This is a genomic window from Croceicoccus sp. YJ47, assembly GCF_016745095.1.
Taxonomy (GTDB): Bacteria; Pseudomonadota; Alphaproteobacteria; order Sphingomonadales; family Sphingomonadaceae; genus Croceicoccus.
Window position 1 is genome coordinate 2,044,516 of the sequence record NZ_CP067087.1, and the last position, 26,217, is coordinate 2,070,732.

23 protein-coding genes are annotated in these 26,217 nt (G+C 66.1%); 17 read left to right on the forward strand and 6 right to left on the reverse strand.

Annotated elements, in window-relative coordinates; genetic code table 11:
- The first annotated feature begins 6 nt into the window (after positions 1 to 6).
- From JD971_RS10015 to mmsB, 3 genes are read left to right on the forward strand one after another with little or no spacing between them, the layout of a single operon-like run.
- Entirely contained in the window at positions 7 to 1,053 is a 1,047-nt protein-coding gene (locus JD971_RS10015) for an enoyl-CoA hydratase/isomerase family protein (RefSeq protein ID WP_202083082.1), read from the forward strand.
- Positions 1,050 to 1,832, forward strand: coding sequence for an enoyl-CoA hydratase-related protein (locus JD971_RS10020; RefSeq protein ID WP_202083084.1), 783 nt, complete (start codon positions 1,050 to 1,052; stop codon positions 1,830 to 1,832). The genes JD971_RS10015 and JD971_RS10020 overlap by 4 nt, the downstream gene beginning before the upstream one ends.
- A 1-nt stretch (position 1,833) precedes the next feature.
- Positions 1,834 to 2,703 carry a 3-hydroxyisobutyrate dehydrogenase gene (mmsB, locus tag JD971_RS10025; protein ID WP_202083086.1) on the forward strand — a complete coding sequence of 290 codons (870 nt, stop codon included), beginning with the start codon at positions 1,834 to 1,836 and terminating at the stop codon, positions 2,701 to 2,703.
- On the opposite strand, the gene JD971_RS10030 is transcribed toward mmsB, so the two are convergent.
- A complete protein-coding gene (locus tag JD971_RS10030) occupies positions 2,687 to 3,892 on the reverse strand; it encodes a YihY/virulence factor BrkB family protein (RefSeq protein ID WP_236672038.1) in 1,206 nt (401 codons plus the stop codon). The two genes, mmsB and JD971_RS10030, sit on opposite strands and share 17 nt — an antisense overlap.
- A 47-nt stretch (positions 3,893 to 3,939) precedes the next feature.
- Between JD971_RS10030 and JD971_RS10035 the strand changes: the two genes are divergently transcribed.
- Genes JD971_RS10035 through JD971_RS10045 form a run of 4 tightly spaced genes read left to right on the forward strand, consistent with a single transcriptional unit; the run spans position 3,940 to position 10,771 of the window.
- Positions 3,940 to 6,273, forward strand: coding sequence for an autotransporter assembly complex family protein (locus tag JD971_RS10035; protein WP_202083088.1), 2,334 nt, complete (start codon positions 3,940 to 3,942; stop codon positions 6,271 to 6,273).
- Positions 6,273 to 7,544: a hypothetical protein gene (locus JD971_RS16615; RefSeq protein ID WP_236672039.1), complete on the forward strand. Its 1,272-nt coding sequence runs from the start codon at positions 6,273 to 6,275 to the stop codon at positions 7,542 to 7,544. Before JD971_RS10035 ends, JD971_RS16615 begins: the two co-directional genes overlap by 1 nt.
- A 39-nt stretch (positions 7,545 to 7,583) precedes the next feature.
- Entirely contained in the window at positions 7,584 to 10,559 is a 2,976-nt protein-coding gene (locus tag JD971_RS10040) for a translocation/assembly module TamB domain-containing protein (protein ID WP_236672040.1), read from the forward strand.
- Positions 10,559 to 10,771, forward strand: coding sequence for a hypothetical protein (locus tag JD971_RS10045; RefSeq protein ID WP_202083090.1), 213 nt, complete (start codon positions 10,559 to 10,561; stop codon positions 10,769 to 10,771). The genes JD971_RS10040 and JD971_RS10045 overlap by 1 nt, the downstream gene beginning before the upstream one ends.
- A gap of 31 nt (positions 10,772 to 10,802) precedes the next feature.
- On the opposite strand, the gene mtnP is transcribed toward JD971_RS10045, so the two are convergent.
- Entirely contained in the window at positions 10,803 to 11,690 is an 888-nt protein-coding gene (gene mtnP, locus JD971_RS10050; protein ID WP_256435258.1) for an S-methyl-5'-thioadenosine phosphorylase, read from the reverse strand.
- 28 nt (positions 11,691 to 11,718) lie between these two features.
- On the opposite strand from mtnP, the gene JD971_RS10055 reads away from it, so the two are divergent.
- Complete coding sequence (locus JD971_RS10055) at positions 11,719 to 12,144, forward strand: DUF2147 domain-containing protein (RefSeq protein ID WP_236672041.1); 426 nt, start codon at positions 11,719 to 11,721, stop codon at positions 12,142 to 12,144.
- 3 nt (positions 12,145 to 12,147) lie between these two features.
- On the opposite strand, the gene kynU is transcribed toward JD971_RS10055, so the two are convergent.
- Together kynU and JD971_RS10065 are read right to left on the reverse strand one after the other, a co-directional pair.
- Entirely contained in the window at positions 12,148 to 13,368 is a 1,221-nt protein-coding gene (gene kynU / locus JD971_RS10060; protein WP_202087545.1) for a kynureninase, read from the reverse strand.
- Between the two features lie 2 nt (positions 13,369 to 13,370).
- The gene (locus JD971_RS10065) at positions 13,371 to 14,255 is read right to left on the reverse strand and encodes a S9 family peptidase (RefSeq protein WP_202083092.1); all 885 of its coding nucleotides are present in this window, start codon (positions 14,253 to 14,255) and stop codon (positions 13,371 to 13,373) included.
- 226 nt (positions 14,256 to 14,481) lie between these two features.
- Between JD971_RS10065 and JD971_RS10070 the strand changes: the two genes are divergently transcribed.
- From JD971_RS10070 to JD971_RS10080, 3 genes are read left to right on the forward strand one after another with little or no spacing between them, the layout of a single operon-like run.
- Positions 14,482 to 15,948 carry a cytochrome ubiquinol oxidase subunit I gene (locus tag JD971_RS10070; protein WP_202083094.1) on the forward strand — a complete coding sequence of 489 codons (1,467 nt, stop codon included), beginning with the start codon at positions 14,482 to 14,484 and terminating at the stop codon, positions 15,946 to 15,948.
- Positions 15,945 to 16,952, forward strand: a complete 1,008-nt coding sequence (gene cydB / locus JD971_RS10075) for a cytochrome d ubiquinol oxidase subunit II (protein ID WP_275588713.1) — start codon at positions 15,945 to 15,947, stop codon at positions 16,950 to 16,952. The genes JD971_RS10070 and cydB overlap by 4 nt, the downstream gene beginning before the upstream one ends.
- Positions 16,952 to 17,083 (forward strand): DUF2474 domain-containing protein, encoded by a 132-nt coding sequence (locus JD971_RS10080; protein WP_202083096.1) that lies wholly within the window; start codon positions 16,952 to 16,954, stop codon positions 17,081 to 17,083. The genes cydB and JD971_RS10080 overlap by 1 nt, the downstream gene beginning before the upstream one ends.
- 100 nt (positions 17,084 to 17,183) lie before the next feature.
- On the opposite strand, the gene JD971_RS10085 is transcribed toward JD971_RS10080, so the two are convergent.
- Positions 17,184 to 18,701, reverse strand: coding sequence for a M10 family metallopeptidase C-terminal domain-containing protein (locus JD971_RS10085; protein ID WP_202083098.1), 1,518 nt, complete (start codon positions 18,699 to 18,701; stop codon positions 17,184 to 17,186).
- Positions 18,702 to 18,980: 279 nt separating this feature from the next.
- On the opposite strand from JD971_RS10085, the gene JD971_RS10090 reads away from it, so the two are divergent.
- From JD971_RS10090 to JD971_RS10115, 6 genes are all read left to right on the forward strand, one after another.
- Positions 18,981 to 19,715 carry an energy transducer TonB gene (locus tag JD971_RS10090; RefSeq protein WP_202083100.1) on the forward strand — a complete coding sequence of 245 codons (735 nt, stop codon included), beginning with the start codon at positions 18,981 to 18,983 and terminating at the stop codon, positions 19,713 to 19,715.
- A gap of 224 nt (positions 19,716 to 19,939) precedes the next feature.
- Positions 19,940 to 22,291 carry a glycosyltransferase family 4 protein gene (locus JD971_RS10095; protein WP_202083102.1) on the forward strand — a complete coding sequence of 784 codons (2,352 nt, stop codon included), beginning with the start codon at positions 19,940 to 19,942 and terminating at the stop codon, positions 22,289 to 22,291.
- A gap of 85 nt (positions 22,292 to 22,376) precedes the next feature.
- Entirely contained in the window at positions 22,377 to 23,549 is a 1,173-nt protein-coding gene (locus JD971_RS10100; RefSeq protein WP_202083104.1) for a glycoside hydrolase family 130 protein, read from the forward strand.
- A 56-nt stretch (positions 23,550 to 23,605) separates the two neighbouring features.
- A complete protein-coding gene (locus JD971_RS10105; protein WP_202083106.1) occupies positions 23,606 to 24,637 on the forward strand; it encodes a mannose-1-phosphate guanylyltransferase in 1,032 nt (343 codons plus the stop codon).
- A complete protein-coding gene (locus tag JD971_RS10110) occupies positions 24,634 to 25,437 on the forward strand; it encodes a class I mannose-6-phosphate isomerase (RefSeq protein ID WP_202083108.1) in 804 nt (267 codons plus the stop codon). Before JD971_RS10105 ends, JD971_RS10110 begins: the two co-directional genes overlap by 4 nt.
- 43 nt (positions 25,438 to 25,480) lie before the next feature.
- Complete coding sequence (locus JD971_RS10115) at positions 25,481 to 25,921, forward strand: DUF2721 domain-containing protein (RefSeq protein ID WP_202083109.1); 441 nt, start codon at positions 25,481 to 25,483, stop codon at positions 25,919 to 25,921.
- Here JD971_RS10115 and JD971_RS10120 read toward each other — a convergent pair.
- Positions 25,918 to 26,214 carry a polyhydroxyalkanoic acid system family protein gene (locus JD971_RS10120; RefSeq protein ID WP_202083111.1) on the reverse strand — a complete coding sequence of 99 codons (297 nt, stop codon included), beginning with the start codon at positions 26,212 to 26,214 and terminating at the stop codon, positions 25,918 to 25,920. The two genes, JD971_RS10115 and JD971_RS10120, sit on opposite strands and share 4 nt — an antisense overlap.
- Positions 26,215 to 26,217 lie beyond the last annotated feature (3 nt).

The window sequence follows — 26,217 nt, forward strand, 5'->3', positions numbered from 1 at the left end:
CTGCACATGACCGACGACGTACATATTCACGCGCACGGGGCGGCGGGGCATATCTCGCTCAACCGGCCCAAGGCGATCCATGCCCTCACCCTCGACATGTGCGAGGCGATGACGGAGGCGCTGCGCGGCTGGGCCGGGGACGATGCGATCCGGGCCGTGCTGCTCGACCATGCCGAAGGGCGGGGTTTCTGCGCGGGCGGCGACGTCACCCTGCTGCGCCGATCGGCGATGGAGGATGCGGGCGTGCGCGGGCGCGAATTCTTCGCTCTCGAATACAGGCTCAACCATCTGATGTTCACCTATGACAAGCCGATCGCGGCGTTCATGGACGGCATCACCATGGGCGGCGGCGTCGGCATCGCGCAGCCGTGCCGGTACCGCGTGGCGACCGAGAACACGAAATTCGCCATGCCGGAAACGGGCATCGGCCTTATCTGCGACGTGGGCGGCGGGTGGTATCTGCCGCGCCTGCCGGGGCGCGTGGGGCAGTTCATCGGGTTGACCGGGGCGCGGCTCGACGGGGCGGAATGCGTGTGGGCGGGCATTGCCACCCATTACATCCCCTCCGAAAAACTCGCCGAGGTGAAGGCCCGCATCATTGCCGAGCCGGGCGACATCGCCGCCATCCTGGACGCGGCGGCTGAAACCCCGCCCGAGGCCCGCATCGCGGCCAATCGGGAGGCGATCGACCGGCTCTTCGCCTCCGACGATCTGGAAACGATCCTCGCCGCGCTGGAGGCCGACGACAGCGACTGGGCGGCAAAGGAGCTGAAGACCCTTCGCACGAAAAGCCCGACCAGCTGCAAGGCGGTGCTGCGCCAGTTGCAGCTCGGCGCCGAGGCGGAGGATTTCGCCGCGAACATGGCGATGGAATATCGCGCCGCCGGGCGCATCATCACCCGTCCCGATTTTGCAGAGGGCGTGCGGGCCCTGCTCGTGGACAAGGACAACGATCCCCAATGGCAACCGGCCACGGCCGACGCAGTGCGCGAGGATGACATCGCCGCGCTGTTCGCAGCCCTGGACGGGGAAGAGGAATGGAGACCGCTATGAGCTACGAAACGATTACCGTCGAACAGAAGGGCGCGGTCACGCTGATGACGCTGAACCGGCCCAAGGCATTGAATGCCCTCAATTCCCAGGTTCTGGAGGATCTGATCGCCGCGTTTGCGGAGTATGAAAAGGACGATAGCCAGCGCTGCGCCGTGCTCACCGGCAGCGGGGAGAAGGCGTTTGCCGCCGGCGCCGACATCAAGGAGATGGTCGACAAGTCGAGCGCGCAATTCTTTACCGAGGATTTCTTCGCCGGCTGGACCAGCCGCCTTGTAAAGGCGGTGCGCAAGCCGTGGATCGCCGCGGTCAACGGGTTCGCGCTCGGCGGCGGGTGCGAGCTTGCCATGATGGCCGATTTCATCATCGCCAGCGATACCGCGATGTTCGGACAGCCGGAGATCAAGCTCGGCGTGGCGCCGGGCATGGGCGGGTCGCAGCGGCTCACCCGCGCGGTCGGCAAGGCGAAGGCGATGGACATGTGCCTGACCGGACGCAACATGAATGCCGAGGAAGCGGAGCGCGGCGGGCTGGTATCCCGCGTGGTGCCCGCCGCCGACCTCATGGACGAGGCGATGAAGGCGGCCGAGGCGATCGCCGGCATGGCCACGCTCGCCGCGATGGTGAACAAGGAAATGGTCGACGCGGCCTTCGAAACCACGCTCGATCAGGGATTGCTGTTCGAGCGGCGCGCGTTTCAGATTCTGACCGCGACCGAGGACAAGAAAGAGGGCATGCAGGCGTTCGTCGAAAAGCGCGCAGCCCAGTGGAAAGGACGCTGACATGAAGATCGCATTTATCGGCCTTGGCAACATGGGCAGCGGCATGGCCGCCAACCTGGTGAAGAACGGCCATGAGGTCGCCGCATTCGACCTGTCGGCGGAGGCGCTGGAGACCGCGCAGGCGAACGGCATCGCCACCTATGGCACCGTGCGCGAAGCGGTGGAGGGCGTCGAGGCGGTCGTGTCCATGCTGCCCAACGGCGACATCGTCAAAAGCGTCTATACAGGGTCGGTCATCGGCCATGCCCCGCGCAGCGCCGTGCTCATCGATTGTTCGACCATCGACGTCGAAACATGCCGCACCGTCATCGCCAAGGCGACCGAGGCGGGACACGACATGGTCGACGCGCCGGTGTCCGGCGGGATCGCCGCGGCCAATGGCGGCACGCTCACCTTCATGGTGGGCGGCACGCAGGAGGCCTGCGAACGCGCGCGCCCCGTGCTCGAGGCGATGGGCAAGGCGGTCATCCGCGCGGGCGATGCGGGCGCCGGACAGGCCGCGAAAATCTGCAACAACATGCTGCTCGGAATTCAGATGATCGGCACGTGCGAGGCGTTCAAGCTGGCCGAAAGGCTGGGCCTCGATGCACAGAATTTCTACGACATCGCGTCGGTGTCATCGGGGCAATGCTGGTCCATGACGAGCTATTGCCCGGTGCCCGGCGTCGGTCCGCAAAGCCCGTCCGACAATGATTACGACGGCGGCTTTGCCACCAATCTCATGCTGAAGGACCTGCGCCTTGCGATGGCGGCGGCGAAATCGGCCGACAGCGCGACCCCGATGGGCGAGCGGGCCAAGGAACTGTTCGAGGATCACGACGCCGACGGGAACGGCGGCAAGGATTTCTCCTCGATCATCCGCCGCCTCTGATCCGCGGCAGGGCGGGGCGGCGGGGCGTATCGCGCGCGTTCTGCGCCGCGCGCTCCGCCCGCCGTTCCCGCTTTTTCGCGGCGAGTTCCTGCTTGTGGCCAAAGCTCACATGGCTGTCGGCGAGCACGGCGCCGCGATGGCCGATGGGGCGGTCCGGCCCCTCGGTCGAATCCTGAATCGTCTGCCGCTCCGCTTCTGCATTGAGCAGCGCGCCGATCAATATGCCGTAGGCCGACAGGAACAGCCACATCAGGAACACCACGATCGCCGATAGCGAGCCATAGGTGGCGTTATAATCCGACACATAGGCGACATAGGCGGAAAAGGCGAAGGACACGCCGATCCACAATATGGTCGCCAATACCGCCCCGGGCGCGAGCCAGCGCCATTTCGCCGGGCGCCGGTCGGGCCCGAACCGCATGATCATGGCAAACCCGATACTGCCGAGCGCGACCGCCGCGCCATAGGTCAGCAGCTTGATGAAAAACCCGGTCCACGGGCCGAAGAACACCGTGGTCTGCCGCGCGAGCCAGGTCAGCGCCGCCCCGCTCACCACCCCGATCAGCGCGATGCCGATCGCCGCCAGCGTCAGCACCGCGGCCCGGAGCGTCAGCCGCAGGATATTGCGGGTTTCCGGCTCCTCGTTAATGACGTTCAATGCGCGGATAAGCCCGCTTGCCGCACGCATCCCGCCATAGATCGCGAAGAACAGCGCGATGACGAGCGCGAATCCCGCGACTTCGCTGCTGGTGTTGACCACGCCAAGGAGTTGATCCTCGATCAGGCGCGCGGCATCGGACGGCACCACCTCGACCACGGTGCGCATCTGTTTCTCGACGAGATCGACATTGCCGACAAGGCCATAGATCATGACCGTCGCGGCGATGAGCGGCGTGATGGCGAGAAAGGTGAAGAACGCGACCCCGCCCGCCAGGAGGCCGAGATTGTGAAAACCGACCATCACATAGACGCGCTTCAACACCGCCAGCCATCCCGAAAACGGGATATGATGCGGCCAGGTCGCGACCGCGCCGGGATCCCCGTTTTCGAGGGTTTCGCCCGCATCGGGCGCGTCCGTTTCCTTTTCGCTATTGTTTTCCATGGCATCGACGGGCAGACGGTTCGGATACGAGGTTTCGGCGTTCGGGGTTTCGGCGAATGGTGGTTCGGTCGGCGTGCGATCGATCATCCGTTGCGGACCTCTTTATTTTGACGCTGCGGGAATTGCGGTTGCACATGACAGGAACGCATATCGGTCGATTTGGCAAGCATGTCCTTGCCGGCGCGTCTTTTCTGGCGATGGCGCAGGTCGGCGCCGCCGCGGCGCAGGATGCCGGCGTGCCCTACGATCGCGCCGGGCCGCAGGCCGCGGATAGCGCCGACGCAGATCCTCTCCCCGTACCGGCACCGCCCGCCGATGTAACCCTGCCCGAGGTCGAAACGATCATCTCGGACGAGGAATTTGCAGAATCCATTCCCGACCTCAATGCCGAAAGCGACCCCGCGCTCGACATGCCGCTGGAATCCATTGCGGAGTTCGAACGCCGCCTTGCCGAGGAGCAGGCCGGTGCACAGCCCGAAATGGGCGAGGACGCGCCGCTCGGCGATCCGGCGCTGGCCGATGGCGATGCGGTGGAGGAGATCGGCGATGCGCCCGTCCGCGATGCGGAGCTGACCGCGCCGCTCCCGCCCATTTCCGCGTTCGAGGTGGAGCCGGTGGAATTCGCCGAGGGCGAGGAAGACACCGAGGTGACCGAGGTTTCGTATGAAATCGCGCTCAACGGGATCGACGAGATCGACGCGGAAACGGATGTGAACATCCGCGACATGTTCAACGATCTGTCCGCCCTGCGTTCGGACGGGCGCACCGCGAACAATGTGGCGCAGGTGTCCGCCCGGCTGACCGAGGACAGCGTCCTGATCGAGCGTATCCTCGCCTCTGAAGGGTGGTTCGGCGCCAGTGTCGAGACGCGCATCGACCGTTCCGACGTCGCCGATGGCCAACCGCTGACCGCCGTGATCGACGTCACGCCCGGACAGCGTTACGAATTTGCCGAAATCGTGATCGATGCGGAGCCGACGACGCCGCCCGATCTCATCCGGGAAAACCTGCCGCTTGCCGTCGGCGAGCCGATCGTCGCCACGCGGGTGCAGGGGGCGGAGGCGAATGTCGCCGTGGCGCTGCCGCACAATGGCTACCCGTTCGCCGCGGTCGGCCAGCGCGACATATTGCTCGCTGCCGAAACGGGCGACGGGGTCTATACCCTGCCGGTCGATACCGGGCCGCGCGCGGTGTTCGGGGGGATCGAAACGACGGGCGACCTTGCGTTCGATGCGGAACACGTCGCCGTGCTCGCCCGCTTCGAACGGGGCGAGCTTTACGACAGCGACATGGTCGACGATCTGCGTCAGGCGCTCGTCGCGACGGGCTTGTTCAACACCGTTTCGGTCGAGCCGCAGCGCACCGGCGAGGATGCCGGCACGGTCGAGGGCGGCCCCGCGGAATACGCCACCGTGCTGGTCGAGCAGGACGCCGGACCGCCGCGCACCATCGCCGGCAGCGCCGGTTACGGCACCGGGCAGGGCGCGCGGGTCGAGGCGACATGGACGCATCGCAATCTGTTTCCGCCCGAAGGCGCGTTGATCGCCCGCGCCATCGCCGGCACGCAGGAGCAGGGCGCGGGCGTCACGTTCCGCCGGTCCAATGCCGGCCGCCGCGACCGCACCTTCGAAATCGTCGCCGAGGCCTTGCGCAGCGATTTCGACGCGTTCGAGGCGCTCACCGGCCGGCTCGCCGCGCGGGTGAATTACGATTCCACCTCCATCTGGCAGAAACCGCTGACCTATGCCTATGGCGTGCAGCTGCTCGGCACGATCGAGGAGGATTACGATTTCGACCTCGGCGAACTGCGGCGCCGTACCTTTGGCATCGCGGGCCTCACCGGGCAGGTCGGGCTGGACAGCACGAAGAGCCTGCTCGACCCGACGAGCGGGTTTCGCGTCACCGCGCTCATCGAACCCGAAGCCTCGGTGCAGGATTCCTTCGATACCTACGTACGGGCCCGTCTCGCGGCGAGCGCCTATTACCCGGCGACCGATTCCATCGTCCTGGCGGCGCGCGTGGCGGCCGGCACGATCCAGGGGATCGACCGCTTCGACCTTGCGCCGTCGCGCCGGTTCTACGCCGGCGGCGGTGGTTCGGTGCGCGGGTTCGGATTCCAGGAACTCGGCCCCAAGGTCGAGGTGCCCAACCCGAATTTCGATCCCGAGGATCCGGACGAAACCGCCGATCCGTTCCGTTTCCGGCCGCTCGGCGGGCTCAGTTTCAACGAGCTTGCAGTCGAGGCGCGCTACCGGTTCGGCAATTTCGGTGTCGTCGGCTTCGTCGATGCGGGGCAGGTCTATCTCGACAGCGTCCCCGATTTTTCGGGCCTTCGTTACGGCGTCGGCCTCGGCGGGCGGTTCTATACCAATTTCGGGCCGCTCCGGCTCGACGTGGCGATGCCCATCGACAAGCAGCCGGGTGAAAGCTCGGTCGCGGTCTATGTTTCAATCGGGCAGGCGTTCTGATGGCGGATATGCGGGACGGGGAAGAACAGCCGGTGACGGACGAAACCGCCGCGGAGGTGCGCGGCGACGACACCATGGTGGAGAGCGGCGAGGACACCCGCACGCACCGCCGCTGGCCCGTCCGCGTCGCGAAGGGCGTTGCCATCGTCCTCCTCGGTATTGCCGTGCTGGTCGCGCTGGTGATCTTCGGCCTCAATACGCAGCCGGGCCGGCGGTTCGTTGCCGAGCAGATTGCCGGGCTCGAATTCGAAAACGGCATGGAAATCGGCATCGGCCGCATCGACGGGTCCCTTTATGACGAGATGGTGCTGCACGATTTCACCGTGTCGGACCCGCGCGGGGTGTTCCTGTCCTCGCCCGAATTGCGCGTCGACTGGCGTCCGTTCGCCTTCGTGAACAACCATGTCGACGTGCGCCGCGCCACGGCGGAGCGGATCACGCTCGCGCGCCTTCCCCAGTTCAACGAGACGGAAAGCGAAGGCCCGCTGCTCCCCGATCTCGACATCGATATCGGCGTCCTGCGTGTGGACCGGTTCGTCGTCGGCGAAGCCGTCACGGGGGAGCGGCGCGTGCTGTCCCTCGGCGGCGAGGCGCATATCGCCGACGGGCGCGCGCTGGTCGATCTCGACGCGCGGACGATCGGCGGGGCGGATGCGGCGGGCGGCGACCGGCTTGCGCTGAAACTCGACGCGGTGCCGGAGGAAAACCGGCTCGACATCGATGTGAAGCTGCGCGCGCCTCAGGGCGGGGTCGTCACCACGCTCGCCGGGCTGGATCAGCCGGTCGCGCTCGACCTGTCGGGCCGGGGCGACTGGGCGCGGTGGAACGGCCGGCTTGCCGCCAATCTGGGCGGCTCGGAATTTGCACGGCTCGCCATCCTGGCGCGCGACGGCACCTTTACCGTGCGGGGGCCGACGCGTGTGGCGCGCCTGTTCGAAGGGCAGACGGCGGCCTTGCTCGGCCCCGTGACCACCATCGACATGACCGGCGCGCTCGACGAACGCAGCGCCAATCTGACCGGCACGATCGAAAGCGACGCGCTGCGCGTGGGCGCGGACGGCATCATCGATCTGTCCGACAACAGTTTCGACGACATGAAAGTGACGCTGGCGCTCACCCGCCCGTCGGTGCTCGCCGAAAATCTGAGCGGGTCGGGCGTGCGCGGCAACCTCACGCTCGATGGTGCGTTCGCGGCGCCGACGGTCCAATATGCGCTCGCCGCCGACCGGATCGCGATGGCGGACATGGCGCTCATCAATTTCGCGGCCTAGGGCGCGGCGCGGGTCGACCCCGACCGGATCCTCATCCCGGTGCAGGCGCGCGCGTCGCGCATTACCGGGCTCGACACGGTGGCGGGCGGCACGCTCGCCGATGTGCGGCTTGCGGGCGATATCGCGATTCAGGGTCCGCGCATCCTGTCCGACAACATGCGGATACAATCGGACCGGATCGATGCGAATGTCATCCTTCTCGCCGATATGTCGACCGGGCTTTATACCGGCGCGATCGACGGGCGGATCGACAATTACCGTGTGGAAAGCGTCGGTATCTTCGACATCACCACCGATGTCGATCTGCGGACCGAGGCGGGCGGCTACGCACTCGCCGGGCGGGTCAGCGTGCGTTCGCGCAGGCTCGAAAACGAAAGCGTGCGCGATTTCCTCGGCGGCAATGCGCTGGCCTCGGCCAATGTGCGCTATGCCCCCGATGGCACCATCAATTTCACCAATCTGAGGCTCGAGGCCCCGCTCGTCCGCATTACCGGCGGCAGCGGGCGTTACAGCACCGACGGGCGCATCGCGTTCAATGCCGACGCCATCACCGATGCCTATGGCCGCGTCGGCGTGCGCGTCGCGGGCACCATCACCGATCCGCAGGCGACGATCACCGCCGAAAACCCCAATTTCGGGATCGGCCTCGCCAATCTGAATGCCGAGATTCGCGGGACCGGCAATGGCACGGGCTACCGGCTCGACCTTACCGGCGACACCGATTACGGCGCGTTGACCGCGGATGTCACGCTGGGGCTGGGCGATGCGACGACGGTGCAGATCAACAGCGCCAATCTCGGCGGGGTCGATTTTACAGGCTCGCTGCGTCAGACTTCGGCCGGGCCGTTTGCCGGGCGGCTGCTCGCCAACGGGCGCGGGCTGACGGGCGTGGTCCGCCTCGATGCCGAGGGGCGGTATCAGGAAGCGTTGTTCAACCTGCGCGCGAACGATACCACGCTCGAGGGGCCGGCCAATCTCGCCATCGGTTCGGCGAAGATCGACGGGCGCGTCGTACTCTATGATCAGCCTTACGTGGTCGCCGCGGCGCAGCTGGCGCGGGTGCGGTACGGTTCGTTCGACATCAATGCCGCGCGCGCCACGGTCGATTATCGCGGCGGCACGGGCAAGGCGAAGCTGCTGGCCGAGGGGAGCAACGGCGTGCCGTTCCGCATCGCGCTCAACGCCGACATGACGCCGCAATTGTGGCGCGCCGCGGTCAAGGGCCGGGTGCGCGGCATCGATTTCGCCACGGTCAATCCCGCCCGCATCGTGCCCGGAAACGGCAGCTATGAACTGCTGCCCACGCGCATCGATTTCGGGAGCGGCAATCTCCGCCTTGCCGGCAATTACGGTGACGGGATCAAGGTGCAGAGCCGGCTCGATTCGCTCGACATGGCCATCGTCAACGCCTTCGTTCCGGGCCTCGGCCTCGGCGGCAACGCCACGGGCAGCCTCGATTTCGCGCAGGCCGGGCCGAATGCCTTCCCCCGCGCCGATGCCCGCCTGTCGATCGACGATTTCACCCGCACCACCGCCGCCTCGGTGAGCCAGCCGGTCGACATCAATTTCGTCGGCAAGCTGCTCGCCAACGGGGGCGAGGCGCGCGCGGTCATGCGGCGCCGCGGCACCGTCATCGGGCGCATGGTCGCCTCGCTCAACCCGCTCCCGCCCGGCGCGGGGCCGTGGACGCAGCGCCTGCTCATGGCGCCGCTTTCGGGGGGCATCCGCTATAACGGGCCGGCCGATACGCTGTTCTCCTTTGCCGGACAGCCGGATCAGCGGCTTTCGGGCCCCGTCGGCGTCGCGGCGGATTTCTCGGGCCGGGTGTCGGACCCCGATCTTGCCGGGATCATCCGCGCCAAATCGCTGACCTATGAAAACCTCACCTATGGGACGCGGCTCACTAATATGGCGTTGCAGGGGCGCTTCGACGGGAGCGAACTCAGGATCGAGCGCATGACCGCCACCGCGGGCGACGGTTCGGTCGAGGCCAGCGGCTATGTCAGCCTCGCCGCCGACAGCGGCTATCCCATGGACGTGTCGGTCACGCTCGACGATGCACGACTTGCGCGCAGCGACATGATCCGCGCATCGGCAACCGGGCAATTGCGCCTTTCGAAGAGTGCGGGGCAGACCGCGCTTTTGTCGGGGCAATTGCTGCTCCCCGAAACGCGCTATCAGATCATCCGCCAGGGCGCCGCCGAGGTGCCCGAACTGACCGGCGTGCGGTTCAAGCCGCCGCGCGGACCGGTGCGCATCACCGGGGACGAGGAGCCCGAAACGCAGCCGGGCATCTTCGATCAGCTGCGGCTCGACATCGATCTGAACGCGCCGGAGCGGCTCTATGTCTCGGGCATGGGGCTGGAATCCGAATGGGACGCGGACCTCACCATCGGCGGGACCAGCACCGCGCCGCGGCTTTCGGGCGAAGTGTCGCTCATTCGCGGCACGCTGGGCTTTGCCGGGCGTTCGTTCGAGCTGGTCGAGGGGCGGATCGGGTTTACCGGCGGGTCCACCATCGATCCGGTGCTCAATCTCGTGGCGAGCGAGGAGATCGAGGATGTGACCGTGCGCGTGAATGTCGCGGGCCGGGCCATGGATCCGCAGATTTCCTTCGCCTCGACGCCGGGCCTGCCGCAGGACGAAATCGTGTCGCGCATCCTGTTCGGAAGCTCGATCGGCAATCTCTCCACGATCCAGGCGGTGCAGCTTGCCGCATCGCTCAATTCGCTGCGCGGGTCGGGGGGCGGGCTGAACCCGCTCGGCACGCTGCGTTCGGCGACGGGGGTCGACCGGCTGCGGATTCTCGGCGCGGATGAGGCGAGCGGGCGCGGCACCGCGCTCGCAGCGGGGCAGTATATTACCGACGATATCTATGTCGAGCTGATCACCGATGCGCGCGGGTTCACCGCGACGCAGCTCGAAATCAGCCTGACCCCGGCGCTCTCGATCCTGAGCCAGGCGGGCGGGTCGGGCCGCACCGATGCCAGCATCCGCTATCGCAAGAATTACTGATGCAGGTGGTGCGGATCTCTGCCGTGGTCGTGCTGCTCCTGCTGGCCGGGTGTCAGGAGGAGCCGGATTTCGACACCCGCTACGAGGAGGCGGAGGCGCATATTCGCAAGCAGGCGCGCGAGATCGATGCCGAGCTGGCCGCGAACCGCAAATTGCGCAGCGAAACCGACGCCGCCGCCGCGCAGGACGAGCCGCCCGCGGGCGAGCAGTGACGCGGCCGCGCGATGATCGAAACGGGCCGTTTCAGTCGCCGCCGTTCACGCGCCGCATCACCGCGTCGAGCCGCGCCAGTACCGCCGGGTCGCGGCAGGCCGGATCGGTGATGAGCGCATTGTCCAGCACCGTGTCGATGGGCGATGGCGTCCGCGTCGGGGGAAGCGCGCGGATGAATGCGTCGACCGCCCCGCGCGCAATCTCGGCATTTTCCGCCATGCGCGCGATGACGGCGTCCACCTCGACCGCCTCTGTCTCATCACGCCAGCAATCGTAATCCGTGACCATCCCGACGAGCGCATAGGGCAGCTCCGCCTCGCGTGCGAGCCGGGCCTCCGGCAGGGCGGTCATGCCGATGACATCGGCGCCCCATGCGCGGTACATGTGGCTTTCCGCGCGGGTGGAAAATTGCGGCCCCTCCATCGCCAGATAGGTGCCGCCCTCGGTCACCGCGCCGCCCGCGTCGCGCACCGCGGCCCCGGCCATGGCGGAAAGGCGCGGGCAGACCGGATCGGCCATGGACACATGCGCGACCATCCCCGTCCCGAAAAAGCTGGACGGGCGGCCCGCGGTGCGGTCTATGAACTGATCCACCACCACGAACCGGCCTAGGGCAACTTCCTCGCGCAGCGAACCGATCGCGCTGATCGCCAGAATGTCGGTGCAGCCTGCGCGTTTGAGCGCGTCGATATTGGCGCGGGCGTTCAGCGCCCCGGGCGCCACCACATGGCCCCGCCCATGGCGCGGCAGGAAGACAAGCTCGACCCCGTGCAGCGATCCGGTCAGCACCGCATCGGAGGGACGCCCCCACGGCGTCGCGATCTCGATCCATTCAGCATTCCTCAATCCGGGCATCGCGTATAGACCCGAACCGCCGATGATGCCGATGCGCCATTGTGTCGTGTTGCGTATCGTCACGCCCTGTCCCTGCTGTTAAGGAGCGCCCATGCGACGACTCTCGATGAAAACCGCGCTGTTGTTCGCCACGCTGGCGACGGTGTCCACCCCTGCATGGGCCGCCGCGCCGATCGAGGGGCGCTACGTCACCGAAAACGGGCGCGCGGTCGTGGCCGTGAAAACGTGCGGCAAGGCCATGTGCGGCAAGGTGGACAAGATCCTGCGCCCGAAAAAGGGCGTGCCTGCGCGCGACATCAACAATGACGATCCCGCGCTGCGGAGCCGGCCTATCCTGGGCCTGCCGATCCTCATGGGTCTGACCGCGGATGACGACGTGTGGCGCGGCGACATCTACAACCCCGAAGACGGCAACGAATATCGCGCGGTCGTGAGCCGTATGGCGAATGGCTCGCTCAAGGTGCAGGGCTGCCTCGCCTTCATCTGCAAGACGCAGGTGTGGAAACCCGCGTCCTGAGCCTCAGGTGACGGCGCCGCGCTTGCGGAAACGGGCCTCGCGCCATGCGCCGGTCGCGATGACCTCGGCAATGGTCTCGGCGGCGCGGACAATGTCCTCGAACCCGGTATAGAGCGGGGTCAGGCCGAAACGCGCGATGTCTGGCGTGCGGAAATCGCCGATGACGCCGCGCGCAATCGCCGCCTGCACGATGGCGAAGGCGTCCTCGTGCAGAAACGAGATGTGGCTCCCGCGCCGCTCCGCCTCGCGCGGGGAGGCGAGGGTGAGGGCGGGGCATTTCTCCGCCATGCGCGCGGCAAACGCATCGAACAATGCCGCCGATTTCGCGAAAAGCGCGTCCATGTCCACCTCCAGCATGAGATCGACCCCGCTTTCCAGCGCCGCCATGCTGAGCATCGCGGGCGTGCCGGCCTGCCACCGTCCCATGCCCGGCGCGGGTTCGTAGGCATCGGCAAAGTCGAAGGGCGCCTTGTGGCCGAGCCACCCCTGCAACGGATTGTGGAGCCGGTCCTGCCATTCGTGCGCGACATGGACGAAGGCCGGTGCCCCCGGCCCCCCGTTCAGGAACTTGTACCCGCATCCCACCGCGAGCATCGTCCCGCACCCCGACAAATCGATCGGAACCGCCCCTGCGCTATGGCTGAGATCCCAGACGATATGCGTGCCCGCCGTTTGCGCGCGGGCGTTCATCGCGGCCATGTCGTATCGCGCGGCGCTCCGGTAATGCACATGGGGCAGGATGACCGCGGCCGTATTTGCCCCCATCGCATCGGCAAGGTCGTCGGGCGACGCGGTGAGGAGCGTCATCCCGAGGAGGTCCGCCACCCCCGCCGCGATATGCAGGTCGGTCGGGAAATTGGCCGCTTCGGCGAGGATCTCGGTTCGGCCCGGATTTGCCCGTGCCGCCGCGGTCAGCAGCTTGAAAATATTGACCGAGGTGGAATCGGCCACCAGCACCTCGTCCTCCGCCGCGCCGATCAGCGCCGCGATCTTTGCGCCGATGCGGCGGGGCGCGTCGATCCAGCCATGGTCGTTCCACGCGGCGATGAGGTCGCGGCCCCATTGTCGGTCGACCATGTCGGCGACCCGGTCCCGCGTCGCGCGCGGCAAGGGCCCGAGCGAATTGCCGTCGAGATAGACGATGCCCGGCGGAAGATCGAAGCGCGCACGAAACGCGCGCAGCGGATCGGCGGCGTCGCATTGCCGCGCTTCGTCGATGGTCATGGTCATGGCGCGATGTCCCCGGGTTTCAGCGCATCAAATATCGCACCGCACGCCGCCGCCCACGCCGCCGTGCCCGGCGCGATCAGTTCGACATGCCCTTCGTCCGGGACGGTTACGCAGGTCACCTCCGCGTCCGCCGCATCGGCCTTCGCGGCATAGGCCGCGGCGAAGGACGGCGGCGCGATATGATCCTCTCCCGTGTTGATGAGCGTCTGATGCGTAGCGAAGGGCATCATGTCGGCGGGCGAGCAATCGGCGAACAGGTCCGCCGCATCGCGAACGTCCGCGCCAAGCAGCGCATCGACCGCCTCCGTCCCGCAGGTATTGCCGGGGGCGACCCGCGCCGCGCGCAAATCGGGCAAGCCCCCTGCGCAAATGGCACTGCCGAACCGCAGCGGATCGGGATGAAACAGCGGGCTGCGCGGCGCGATCACGTGCCGCGCCGCGAGCCACAGCGCGAGATGCCCGCCCGCCGAATGGCCGAACACCAAGCGCGCCGCCGTATCGATGCCCAGCGCCGCACCCCGTTCGCGCAGCATGTCGGACCCGCGCCCGACATCGCGAAACGTGCCGGGATAACCGCCGCCGGGCCGGTCCACGCCCCGATATTCGAGGTTCCACACCGCGATGCCGCGCCGGCGCAGGTCGTCGGCGATGTAGTTCATGATGCCCGCCCGCGCGACATCGGTCTGCCAGCATCCGCCATGCACCATCACCACCACCGGATGGCCCGCCGCGTTTCGCGCCCGTGCGCGCGGAAGCCAGACATCGACATGCTGCAACCCGTCGCGGCCATAGGCGATGCGCCCGTCGGGGAGCGGGCGGGGGCGGTGAAGCAGGTCGGGCCATTCCATCATGCCCGGCATTTGCGCGATGGCGGGCCGCATGCACAAGCGCAAAACCCGTAGCTCTGTCGTTTTGCGCAACCACGATTGCCGTTTTGGGGTTTGAAACTTGCCCGCGAATGCGCGATGGGAGGGGCGGTTGCACAATGTCTGCAGCCGGGAATGCGCGGCCCTGATCGTGCGAAGGCACCGGCCTGATGGCCATGCGCGCCCCGATGCGCCCCGAATTTGCCCACGCGAATCGCCGGTGTCAGGAAAGAGCGAACCCATGTTCGACAATTTCGATGCGCTGGTGCTGGCCCGGATTCAGTTCGCCTTCACCGTGAGCTTCCATTTCATCTTCCCCGCCTTTTCCATCGGGCTGGCGAGCTTTCTTGCCGTGCTCGAAGGGTTGTGGCTGAAAACCGGGAAATCGCTTTATCTCGACCTGTTCAAATACTGGCTGAAGATCTTTGCCATCGCGTTTGCCATGGGCGTCGTGTCCGGCATCGTCATGTCGTATCAGTTCGGGACCAACTGGTCGGTCTATTCCGACCGGGCGGGGCCGGTGATCGGGCCGTTGATGGCGTATGAGGTGCTGACCGCCTTTTTCCTGGAGGCGGGCTTTCTCGGCGTGATGCTTTTCGGGATGGAGCGGGTGGGGCGCAAGCTGCATTTCGCGGCCACCTGCATGGTGGCGTTCGGCACGTTCATCTCCGCGTTCTGGATCCTGTCGGTCAACAGCTGGATGCAGACGCCGACCGGGTTCGAAATGGGCGCCAACGGGCAATTCCTGCCGGGCGCAAGCTGGTGGGACATCGTGTTCAATCCCTCCTTCCCCTACCGCCTCGTGCACACGGTGATCGCGGCCTATCTCACCACCGCCTTCGTCGTGGGCGGGGTGGGGGCGTGGCACCTGCTCAAGGACCGCACCAACGCCCATGCGCGCAAGATGTTTTCGATGGCGATGTGGATGGCCGCGCTCGTCGCGCCGGTGCAGATCTTTGCCGGCGACATGCACGGGCTCAACACCATGGAGCATCAGCCGCAGAAGGTGATGGCGATGGAGGGGCATTACGAAAGCCACCCGGACGGTGCGCCGCTCTATATCTTCGGCATTCCCGATGACGAGACGCAGACGCTCGATTACGCGATCGGCATTCCCAAACTGTCCTCGCTCATCCTCAAGCACAGCCTCGATGCGCCGCTGGCCGGGCTGGACACCATTCCCGACGATGAACAACCGCCGGTCGCCATCGTGTTCTGGTCGTTTCGCATCATGGTGGGCATCGGTTTCGCGATGCTCGGCCTCGGGCTGTGGAGCCTGTTCGCGCGTTATCGCAAGCGGCTTTACGACTGGAAACCGTTGCACCGGGCGGCGCTCGTCATGGCGCCGTCGGGGTTCGTGGCGGTCATCGCCGGCTGGATCACGACGGAGGTCGGCCTACAGCCCTATGTCATCTACAATCTGATGCGCACGTCGGAGGCGGCGAGCCCGCTCGACGCGCCGGCGGTGGCGACCTCGCTGCTGGCCTTCGTCATCGTCTATCTCACCGTGTTTTCCGCAGGGGCGTGGTATATCCTGCACCTGATGAAGGACGCGCCGCATGCCCACGAAGAGGGGGTCAAGCGCGGCGACGACGGCCCGATCCGAAGTGCCGGCTTTACCCCCGGCCCGACGCAGGACCCCACCGGCGAAGGCCACGGCGAGGCGATCGCCGACCAGCCCCGCCACCCGCAGGGAGACGGCGAATGAGCGTGAATTTCGACCTGACCGTCATCTGGGCGTTCATCATCGCCTTTGCCGTGTTCGCCTATGTCGTGATGGATGGGTTCGATCTCGGCATCGGGGTGCTCTTTCCCAGCTTTTCTCCCGGTGTGGAGCGCGATCAGGCGATGAATTCCATCGCGCCGGTGTGGGACGGGAACGAAACCTGGCTCGTGCTCGGCGGGGGCGGCTTGTTCGCGGCCTTTCCGCTGGCCTATGCGGTGGTGTTGCCCGCGACCTATCCATTGGTCATCGCGATGCTGCTGGGGCTGGTGTTTCGGGGTGTGGCGTTCGAATATCGCTGGCGCGATCCGAAACATCGGCCGTTCTGGGACTGGGCCTTTTGCGCAGGCTCGCTCATCGCCGCCTTTGCGCAGGGGATGACGCTCGGCGCGCTGCTTCAGGGGATCGAGGTGTCGGGCCGCGAATATGCCGGCAGCTGGTTCGACTGGTTCACGCCCTATACGCTGCTCTGCGGGATCGGCGTGGTGGCGGGCTATGCTATGCTCGGCGCGTGCTGGCTCGTGTGGAAGACCGAGGGCAAATGCCAGGACCACGCGTATCGGCTGGCGCGGTGGGGCACGATCCTGACGCTCGGCCTGATGGCGGTCATCAGCCTTTATAACCTCATCCTGCGGCCCGAATATCGCGAACGCTGGCTCGACACGCCGGCCCTGTTCTTCACAAGCCAGGTGCCGCTGCTCACGCTCATCATCGCAGGCTTCCTGTTCCGCGCCCTGTTCAAGCGGAAGGAGGCGACGCCGTTCTGGCTCGGCATCGCGCTGTTCCTGCTGGGCATGGCGGGGCTGGGCGTGACGATGTGGCCGGATATCGTGCCGGGCAGCATCGACATATGGGAGGCCGCGGCCCCCGAACGCAGCCAGGTCTTCATGCTGATCGGCGTGGCCATCACGATGCCGCTGATCCTGATCTACACCGGGTGGGCATACTGGGTGTTTCGCGGAAAGGTCGGGCACGAGGGCTACCACTGATGCGGCCGGGAGAGGCGCCCGAACGCCGTCCTTTGTGGCAGAGGCTGGCCTGGATGGCGGCGATCTGGGCGGGGAGCGTGGCGGTGCTCGGCGTGGTGGCGGTGATCCTGCGCGCGTGGATCGGGGCGTGACGCCGTAACCTCGACGGGCCGCTTTCGTCGGTGCGGCATCAAGAAAAAGGGCCGGCGGATCGCTCCGCCGGTACTTTCGCCGTTTCAGTCGATCCGTGGATCAGGCGAAGATCACCTGCTCCGCGGTCAGTTCGACATTGTTAGCAAAGGTCACGGTCGCATCGGTGACGCTGTCGCCATCGATGTCGATTTCCACGAGCCCTTCGCTGAAGGTCAGCGCGCCCGCATCGAGGCCGAGAGCCGAGATGTCGAGCATGTCTTCCTCGAGGCTGAAATCGAGGATCGTGTCGTTGCCGTCGCCGACCACGAAGGTATCGGCACCCAGGCCGCCTTCGAGCACGTCGTCGCCGCCAAGACCGGTCAGCACGTTGTCGACATCGTTGCCGCGCAGGAAGTCGCGCTCGCTCGACCCGATGGCGTTCTCGATGATCGTGCCATAGGCGATCGAGAGATTGTCATAGGCCGTCGCGAACACGCCGTCGACGCCGGTGTCGGATTCGATCAGGCTTTCATAGTAAGGCTTGTAGGTCGCCTTGTACGCCGCGACATTGGCATCGGTGAGGTCGCGCAGCGTGTTGCCGCTGATTTCCTCGATCACGTCGCGGCGGGCATTGATGACATCCGCATCGGGAATGTCGGCCGCACCGGCGCTGAACGAACCGGGGGTGAGGTCGATGAAGACGCCCGCGCCCGCGCCCGACATGTCGATCGTATCGTTGCCGCCGGCATCGTAGATCGACAGATAGGGGAACAGGTTCTGCGAGAAATCATAGACCGCGTTGCCCGCCGTCGAATTCCAGCCATAGACCGTATCGTCGGCCCGCGTCGTCATGTCCGCGCCATACTTGTCCTGAACGGTCAGGATGTCGTGGACGAGCGGCGTCTGCGGGTTGTTGTAGTAGAGCGTGCTCCAGTCCACGTTGTACTGGTTGATCGAGGTCGCCTCGAGGCCCCAGTAGGACATGAGCGTGTACTGCTCGGAATCCTGGGCATATTCGGCCTGCGCGGCATAGGTGGTCGCGCCCGCGCCATTATACGCGCCGGGGTGGCTCAGCCCGATGGCGTGGCCCAGTTCGTGGACGAGCGTCGTCGCGCCATAGCCGCCGAAACCGAGCCAGGCATTGGTCCAGTTCACTTCGGGATCGGCCACGAACACGTCGCCCAGATATTTCTGACCGCCCTGCTCGCTCGGGTAATAGGCGTAGGCCTGTGCCGGATCGGTGGAATTGGCGAACTGAATGTCGGCGCCGCGGCCGTTCGATTCGCGGAAGCTCGGCGCGATCAGATCGTCCCACAGCTGAATCGATTCGCGTGCCTCGTCCCGCTGCTCGGGCGAGAAGGCGGCGAGGCCTTCGCCGGCGGTGAAGCCGTATTTCTTGTTGTTGTAGATGCTGATCAGGTCCTGCCCTTCCTTGAGGAAGGTGTAGGTGATCGTGTTGTTGGCGGTCACTTTCTGTGCCCGGCTGCTGTCGATCTGGTCGATCACCTGATCGAGATCGGCGACCGTCTTGCCGCGCCAGCCGGACCCGACATAGGGATCGAGGCTGAAATCGACGGGATCGATGTCGTGATCCTCGTGATTGAGCGGCGTGATTTCGGACGTGTAATATTTGCTCATGAACCCTCCAAACATGGAAGGCCGGAATAACGATAATCGCGCGACCCGTGCGCCCTTATCCTCCCAGCCCGGATTCGTAGCCTATGCAACTACTTAGCCAAGCGCAAGCGGGTGTTAACGTTTTGACGGGCCATACGCGGCTTCAATCGGCATTTGGTTCCCGGGAATCGCATTTTTTTTGCGCGGCTTGTCGCGGGGCCGGCATGGACCCATCGTCTCGCCGGGCGCGGCGGGAGGGGGCCACGGGAACGAACCGCCCTTTAAAGACCTCTAATCCCGATGCCCTCTTCGTTCCCCCGCCGCCGGCCCGACAGGCGCCGCATCGCCACCGTCGTCGTCGTCGCGCTGCTCCATGTGGCAGCGATTTTCGCGCTTTTGCGTGCGTTCGACATCGACGTCGTGCCCGAAACGCTGCGTTCGGTCGCGTCCTTTGCCGTGCCGCTCGACAGGCCTGAACCCGAGCCCGAACCCCAGCCCGAACCGGAACCGACCATGGCCGCACCAGAACCCGACGGTGCCGCCGCGCCCGAGGCAGCGGAGGCGACGCCCCGCGAAGTCGCCGCGCCAAAGCCGCGCGTGGAACGGCGTGCGCCGCCCGCGCCCCCCGCGGCGGCAAAGGGCAATGAGAACCGCTCCGGCGCCGGGGACACGGGCACGGGCAGCGGCGGGGGCGGCGACGGCGTCGGCACGGGGAGCGGCGGTTCGGGCACCGGCTCCGGCGGGGGCGGCGCCGCGATCCGCGGGGCGGAAAAGATCGCCGGCGAAATCACCGCGCGCGATTTTCCCCGGAACAGCGCGCCCGACCGCAATGGCGCCTTCGTGATCGTGTATTTCACCGTCGGCACCGACGGCCGCGCCCGCGATTGCTCCGTGCGCAGCAGCAGCGGCAATGCCGAGGTCGATCGCATCACCTGCAACCTGGTGGTGGAACGGTTCCGCTATCGTCCCGCGATCGGAGCGAATGGCGATCCGGTGGCGGAGCGCACGGGCTGGAAACAATGGTGGTGGCAGTAAGGCCGGCGGCGCATGGCTGCGGCGTGTTATCTCGCAATCGCACAAAATCTTCGCGCTTTGCGAAAAAAGGGCGTAGAATACTGGAGGTGGACGCTTTTTCGACTCGTCTCGAAAGGTGCGCGCGGGAAAACCGGCCCATAATCGGACCGATGTTCGCAATCGCGGGAACCACTCGCAAGGCACTGGATTGACGAGGTTAACGCTTTATTTAAAGGTTCGCGCCGATGACCGAAAATCCCGTTGTATCCGACGTGGTTTCCCTGTTCCAGAAGGAGCGCAAGAGCGCCGATCCGGCGAACGAGGGCGGCGATCCGGTGCACAGGCGGGTCGCACTCATCGGAACCTACACCCCGCGCCAATGCGGGATCGCGACCTTTACCGGCGACATCGTCGAACAGCTCGCCCGGTTCCACCCGGAAATCGCACTCGACATCTATGCCATGGACGACCTGGCGCAGGGTCTTTCCTATGACGACGTCGCCGGTACGATCGCGGCGCACGATGCCGCGTCCTATGCCCGGGCGGCGCGGCGTATCAACGAAAGCGGCGTCGATGCCGTGTGGCTGCAACACGAATATGGCATTTTCGGCGGCACGTCGGGCGAGATGGTCCTCGACCTCGTGGACCGGCTGGCCGCGCCGCTGGTGCTCACCCTCCATACGGTGCTGGCCGACCCGTCGGAACGGCAGCGCGAAATTCTCGATCACCTGCTGAACCGGGCGAGCCGGGTGATGGTGATGTCGCGCCATTCGGCCAATCTCCTCGCCGAAACTTATGGCGTGGGGTCCGACCGTGTCGCGGTGATCGAGCATGGCGCACCCGATCGCCCGTTTGGCCGGCAGGCCGAGTTCAAGGCGCGCATGGGTCTCGAAGGGCGCAGGGTGCTGACCAGTTTCGGTCTGCTCGGACCGGGCAAGGGGCTGGAGAACGTGATCGAGGCGTTGCCGTCCATCGTCGCGCGCCATCCCGAAACGGTCTATCGCATCGTCGGCGCGACGCATCCCAATCTCGTCGCGCAGGAGGGCGAGAGTTATCGTGACGGGTTGAAGGCGCTGGCCGAGAGGCTGGGCGTGACGGATCACGTGGTGTGGGACAATCGCTTCGTCGATACCGACGAACTGCTCGATCAGCTGGAAAGCTGCGACATCTACATCACCGCCTATCCCAATATGCAGCAATCGACCTCCGGCACGCTCAGCTATGCTGTCGCGCTGGGCAAGGCGGTGGTGTCCACGCCCTATCTCCACGCGCGCGAATTGCTGAGCGAGGGCGTGGGCGAGTTCGTCGCACCGGGCGACAGCGCGGGTATCGCCCGCACCGTCAACGGCCTGCTCGACGAACCCGAACGGCTGGAGGCGATGCAACGGCGCGCCTATGCCCGCGGGCGCAAGACGGTCTGGCCGCGTTTTGCCGATGCGACGGCCAACCTGCTCAACCGCGTGGTCGCGCGCCAGGCGGCGACGCCCGTGCCGCTGCTTGCGATGCCGGGCATGTCGGGCTTTACCGCGATGTGCGACGACACCGGCATGTATCAGCATGCGGTCGGAAGGGTGCCCGACCGGCGCCACGGATATTGCGTGGACGACAATGCCCGCGCGCTGATGCTCGTCAACGTGGCCGAGGCGATGGGCGACGACGAAGCGGCGCGCATGGCGTCGGGCTTTGCCTCCTTCCTTCAGCAGGCGTGGAACCCCGATCGCCGCCGTTTCCGCAATTTCATGGGCTTCGACCGCCGGTGGTGCGAGGAGGAGGGGTCGGACGACAGCAATGGCCGCTCGCTCTGGGCGCTGGGTCAGACCTGCGCGCGGGGCCGGGACGAGGATTTGCGCTGGTGGGCGAAAACCCTTTTCGACGAGGCGTTGCCTGCCGTGGCCGAACTCGATTCGCCGCGCACGGTGGCGTTCACCATGCTGGGCGCGGCCGGGCGGCTTGCGCAGGAGCCGGACCATGAACAGGCGCGCGCCGTGCTTGAAAACGGCGGGGCGTTCCTGTGCCGGCTGATCGCGGCGGCGCGGCGGCCGGACTGGGCCTGGTTCGAGGCGGTGGTGGGCTACGACAATCCGCGCCTGTCGCAGGCTTTGATCGAGGCGGGGCGCATTTGCGGGCGCGATGAATGGCTGGAGGCCGGGCTGTCCAGCCTCGCCTGGATCAACGAGCAGCAACGCTCCGCGACCGGGAATTTCCGCCCCGTCGGTTCGGACAGTTTCAACCTTGCCCACGAAATCCTCCCCTTCGATCAGCAACCGCTCGAGGCGCTTGCCGCGATCGAGGCGGCGGCGGCGGCCTTTGCCGTCACGGGCGAGGCGCGCTGGTTCGAGCATGCGCGCATCGCCTATTGCTGGTTTTTCGGCGGCAATGATCGCGGGGTTCATCTGGCTGACATCAGGACCGGGCATTGCCGCGATGGAATCACGCCGCGCGGCGCGAATCGCAATTGCGGAGCGGAGTCGATACTGGCATTCCAGTTGTCCTATTATGCGATGACGGCTCTTGCGCGTTCGCAGCCGGGCAATTCGACGGGAGATCTTTTTGAGAACCAGCGACTATCCGGAAAGTCCACTAAACATATCCGATAAGCGGCTTCATGCCGATCCGTCGCGCGTTGTTCTAAGGCCGTTTCACCTAGGCTGGCAGGCCCGCACCGCCGATGGCAATCGCGCCATGCGGCTGGTGGAAGATATCGCGAACCTGTCCGATGCGGCGGTCGCGACCGAATACAAGCGCGTGCTGACCGATTTTAGCGAACGCCACTGGCAGACGGAGGCGGTGTTCGAGGAGCGTTATCGCGAGGTGGAGGACGTGCTCGGGCTCGACGCCGCGCGTTTCGGCGACATGCAGCGCAAGCTCATCGGCAGCTATTTCTGCCACGAATACACCTATGCGGCGGCGGCGTTGATGAACCCGTCGATCGTGCCCCATCCCGATCAGTCCGGGCTGGACGAGGATAGCTGCCGTTTCGTCCTGTCGCTCCGCGCGGTGGGCGAGGGGCACATCAGCTCCATCGCCTTTCGCGAAGGGATCATGGACCGCGACGGCGAATTCACGCTCTGGCCGCAGGGCGCCTTTGCCACCGCGGTCGACAGCGGCGAGGCCGAGGTCGCCGGCGATGGCGCGGTCACCGTGTTCCGCAACCCGGACAGCAATCTGTCGCACACCGTCATCTTCCCCATCACCGAACAGCAATCGGGCGGGCTCGAGGATCTGCGCTTGGTGCGTTTCGACCATGGCGGCGGGGATTACGAATGGATCGGTACCTATACCGCCTATAGCGGGCATGCGATCCGTTCCGAATTGCTGCGCACCCGCGATTTCCGCAGTTTCACGCTCGAACCGATCGAGGGGGCGGCGGGGCGTAACAAGGGCATGGCGCTCTTCCCGCAGAAGATCGACGGACGCTATGCGATGGTCGGGCGGCAGGATGGCAAGAACCTGTTCCTGCTCCGCTCCGACAGGATCGACCGGTGGGACGACGAAGGCGTGCTGCTCATGGGGCCGAAATATCCGTGGGAGTTCATCCAGATCGGCAATTGCGGAAGCCCGGTGCTGACCGAACATGGCTGGTTGCTGTTTACCCACGGGGTCGGCGCGATGCGCAAATATTCGCTGGGCTGTGCCTTGCTCGACCGGGACGACCCGTCGAAGGTCCTCGCACGCAGCAAGGCGCCCGTATTGACGGCGGAGGACGACGACCGGTCGGGTTACGTGCCGAACGTCGTCTATACCTGCGGCGTGATGAAAATGGGGGAGCAGATCCTGATCCCCTATGGCATTTCGGACAGCGCGGTCGGTTTCGCGACGAGCACGGTCGACGGGTTGCTGCAGATGATGGAATGACCGAAGGCCGCGGGGGGCGGCTTTCATGGTGATGGGGTAATGTGAAGGGTTTTGTGATGGCGTCGATAATTCCTGTAATCTTGTGCGGCGGGAGCGGGACGAGGCTGTGGCCCCGTTCGCGCGCGGTCCGGCCCAAGCCGTTTCTGCCACTGATCGGCGGGACGCCGCTGTTTCGCGAAACGCTCGACCGTTGCGGCGACGAAACCTGTTTCGGTGCGCCGGTCGTGGTCGCGGGCGCGGCGCATGTCGCGCTGGTGGAAGAGCAGCTGGACGGGCGGGGCACGCTCATCGTGGAGCCGGCGGCGAAGAACACCGCTGCGGCCATCGCGCTCGCCGCGTGCCGGCTCGATGAGGACGCGATCATGCTCGTCTGTCCGAGCGATCATCACATCGGCGATCCCGCGGCCTTCGCGCAAGCCGCGACGAAGGCTGGCGAGCTTGCGCGCGAAGGCTGGCTCGTCGCGTTCGGCATTGCCGCCACCGCGCCCGAAACCGGCTTCGGCTATATCAAGCAGGGCGCGCCGATCGAGGATGCCGGCTATCGCATCGAGCGTTTCGTGGAAAAGCCCGATCGCGACACGGCGGAGGCGTTCCTGGCCGATGGCGGCTATGCGTGGAACGGCGGCATCTTCGCTTTCCGTGCCGGCACGTTCATGGACGAACTTTCCAGCCACCGTCCAGAGCTTGCCGATGCGGTGCGCAAATCGGTCGCACAGGGGCGCGAGGAGGATGCGCGTTTTTACCCCGATGCCGGCGCGTTTTCGGTGATCGAGGGGGAATCGGTCGATTACGCGGTGATGGAAAACACGCGCTCCGCCGCGATGGTGCCCGCCGACATGCGCTGGTCCGACATCGGCAACTGGCAAGCCCTGCACGAGGCGCGGGGCGGCGATAGCGACGGAAACATGGCGCAGGGCGATGTCGAGATGGTCGATTGCCGCCGCGTCATGGTGGACAGCGACGGGCCGCGCGTGTCGGTCATCGGGCTGGAGGATGTGATCGTGGTGGTTGACGGCAATGACGTGATGATCACGACGGCCGCCGGTGCGCAGAAGGTCGGCAAGCTGTCCGGGGCAGTCAACCAGTGACGGTGCTGTCCACCCGCACGGTCGAAAAGCCCTGGGGCCGGGACCGGTTGCCGGCGCCGTTCGTGGCACCGGAGGGCACGCGGATCGGCGAAATATGGTTCGAACCGCCCGAAACGCTCGATCAACTGCTCGTCAAATATATCTTCACCAGCGAGAAACTGTCGATTCAGAACCACCCCAGCGACGCCCAGACCGAGGCGAAGGGGCAGGGCCGTCAGGGCAAGGAGGAATGCTGGTACGTGATCGACGCCGAGCCGGGCGCGGCGCTCGGCATCGGCTTTTCCGAGGACGTCGATGCGGACACGATGCGCGCGGCGGCCGAGGACGGCAGTATCGAGGATATGCTGGTCTGGCACGCGGTGCGGGCGGGCGATTTCTTCTACATCCCTGCCAATACCGTCCATGCCATCGGTGCGGGCGTCAGCCTGATCGAGGTGCAGCAGAACAGCGACATCACCTATCGCCTCTATGATTACGGGCGCCCGCGCGAACTGCATCTCGACGAGGGGATCGCCGTTGCCACCGGCACGCCGCACGATCCGCATCTGCGCTTTCATGTGCCAGCGCGCGGGACGCAGCGGCTGGTCGAGGGGCCGTTTTTCGTGCTCGACCGCCTCGACGGACAGCCGGACGCGGAACTTCGCGCGCAATATACGGGGCCGCTGCTCGTCATTCCGCGCGAAGGATCGGTGACCGTCGATGGCGAAGAGGTGGCGCCGGGGGGCTGTGCGCTGGCGCATGGGATCGATGCGGTGCGGTTCGCGGACGACGGGCTTTGCCTGGTGACGCGGCCATGCTGAAACGTGCGCGCAATGGATTCAGCGACGCCGCGATGGCGCAGCGATGATCGCGCAGACCATTCAGCTCGCCCTTGCGCCGGTTTTCGTGCTGGTCGCGATCGGCAACATGCTCAACATGCTGGCCGGGCGGTTGGGGCGCGTGGTCGACCGGGCCCGCACGGTGCAGGCACTCCACGCCGCGACCGAAGGGTCGGAGCACGATCAGGTCGTGCGCGAAATCCGCATTCTCGACCGGCGGATCAACCTCATCAACCGGGCGATGCTGCTCCTCGTGCTCAGCGCTTTATCCATCGGGCTTACCGTGGTGTCGATCTTCATGACGGCCGTGTGGCACGCGCGCTACGACTGGCTCGACGCGCTGTTTTTCTTCATCGCGCTGTCGCTCCTGATGTGGGCGCTGGGGCTGTTTCTCACCGAAACGCGGCTCGCGTCGGCGTCGCTGCGCATTCCGCGGGAATTGCTGGAGTGGGAGCGCCGCCTCTAGCTCAGCAGCTTGCGGCCCTTTTCCTCCAGCGCGCCCTTCACCATCGGCTCGACAAAGGACAGCGCCAGCGGCAGGTCGATCTCGAACGTGACCTGCGTATCCTCGACATCGACATGGCCGTTGAGCTCCTGCCCCATGGCGCGGATGACCATCATCATGCGGTCCTCCCCCTGCCAGTAGGTTTCGATGTCGGCCATGCCGCCCGGCACGAAACCGGCCAAGTCGTCCTTCTTCGCGTCGAGACGGCTGCGCACTTCGGCACGGGAAAGCGAATGGGGGACGGCAACGCGCATCAG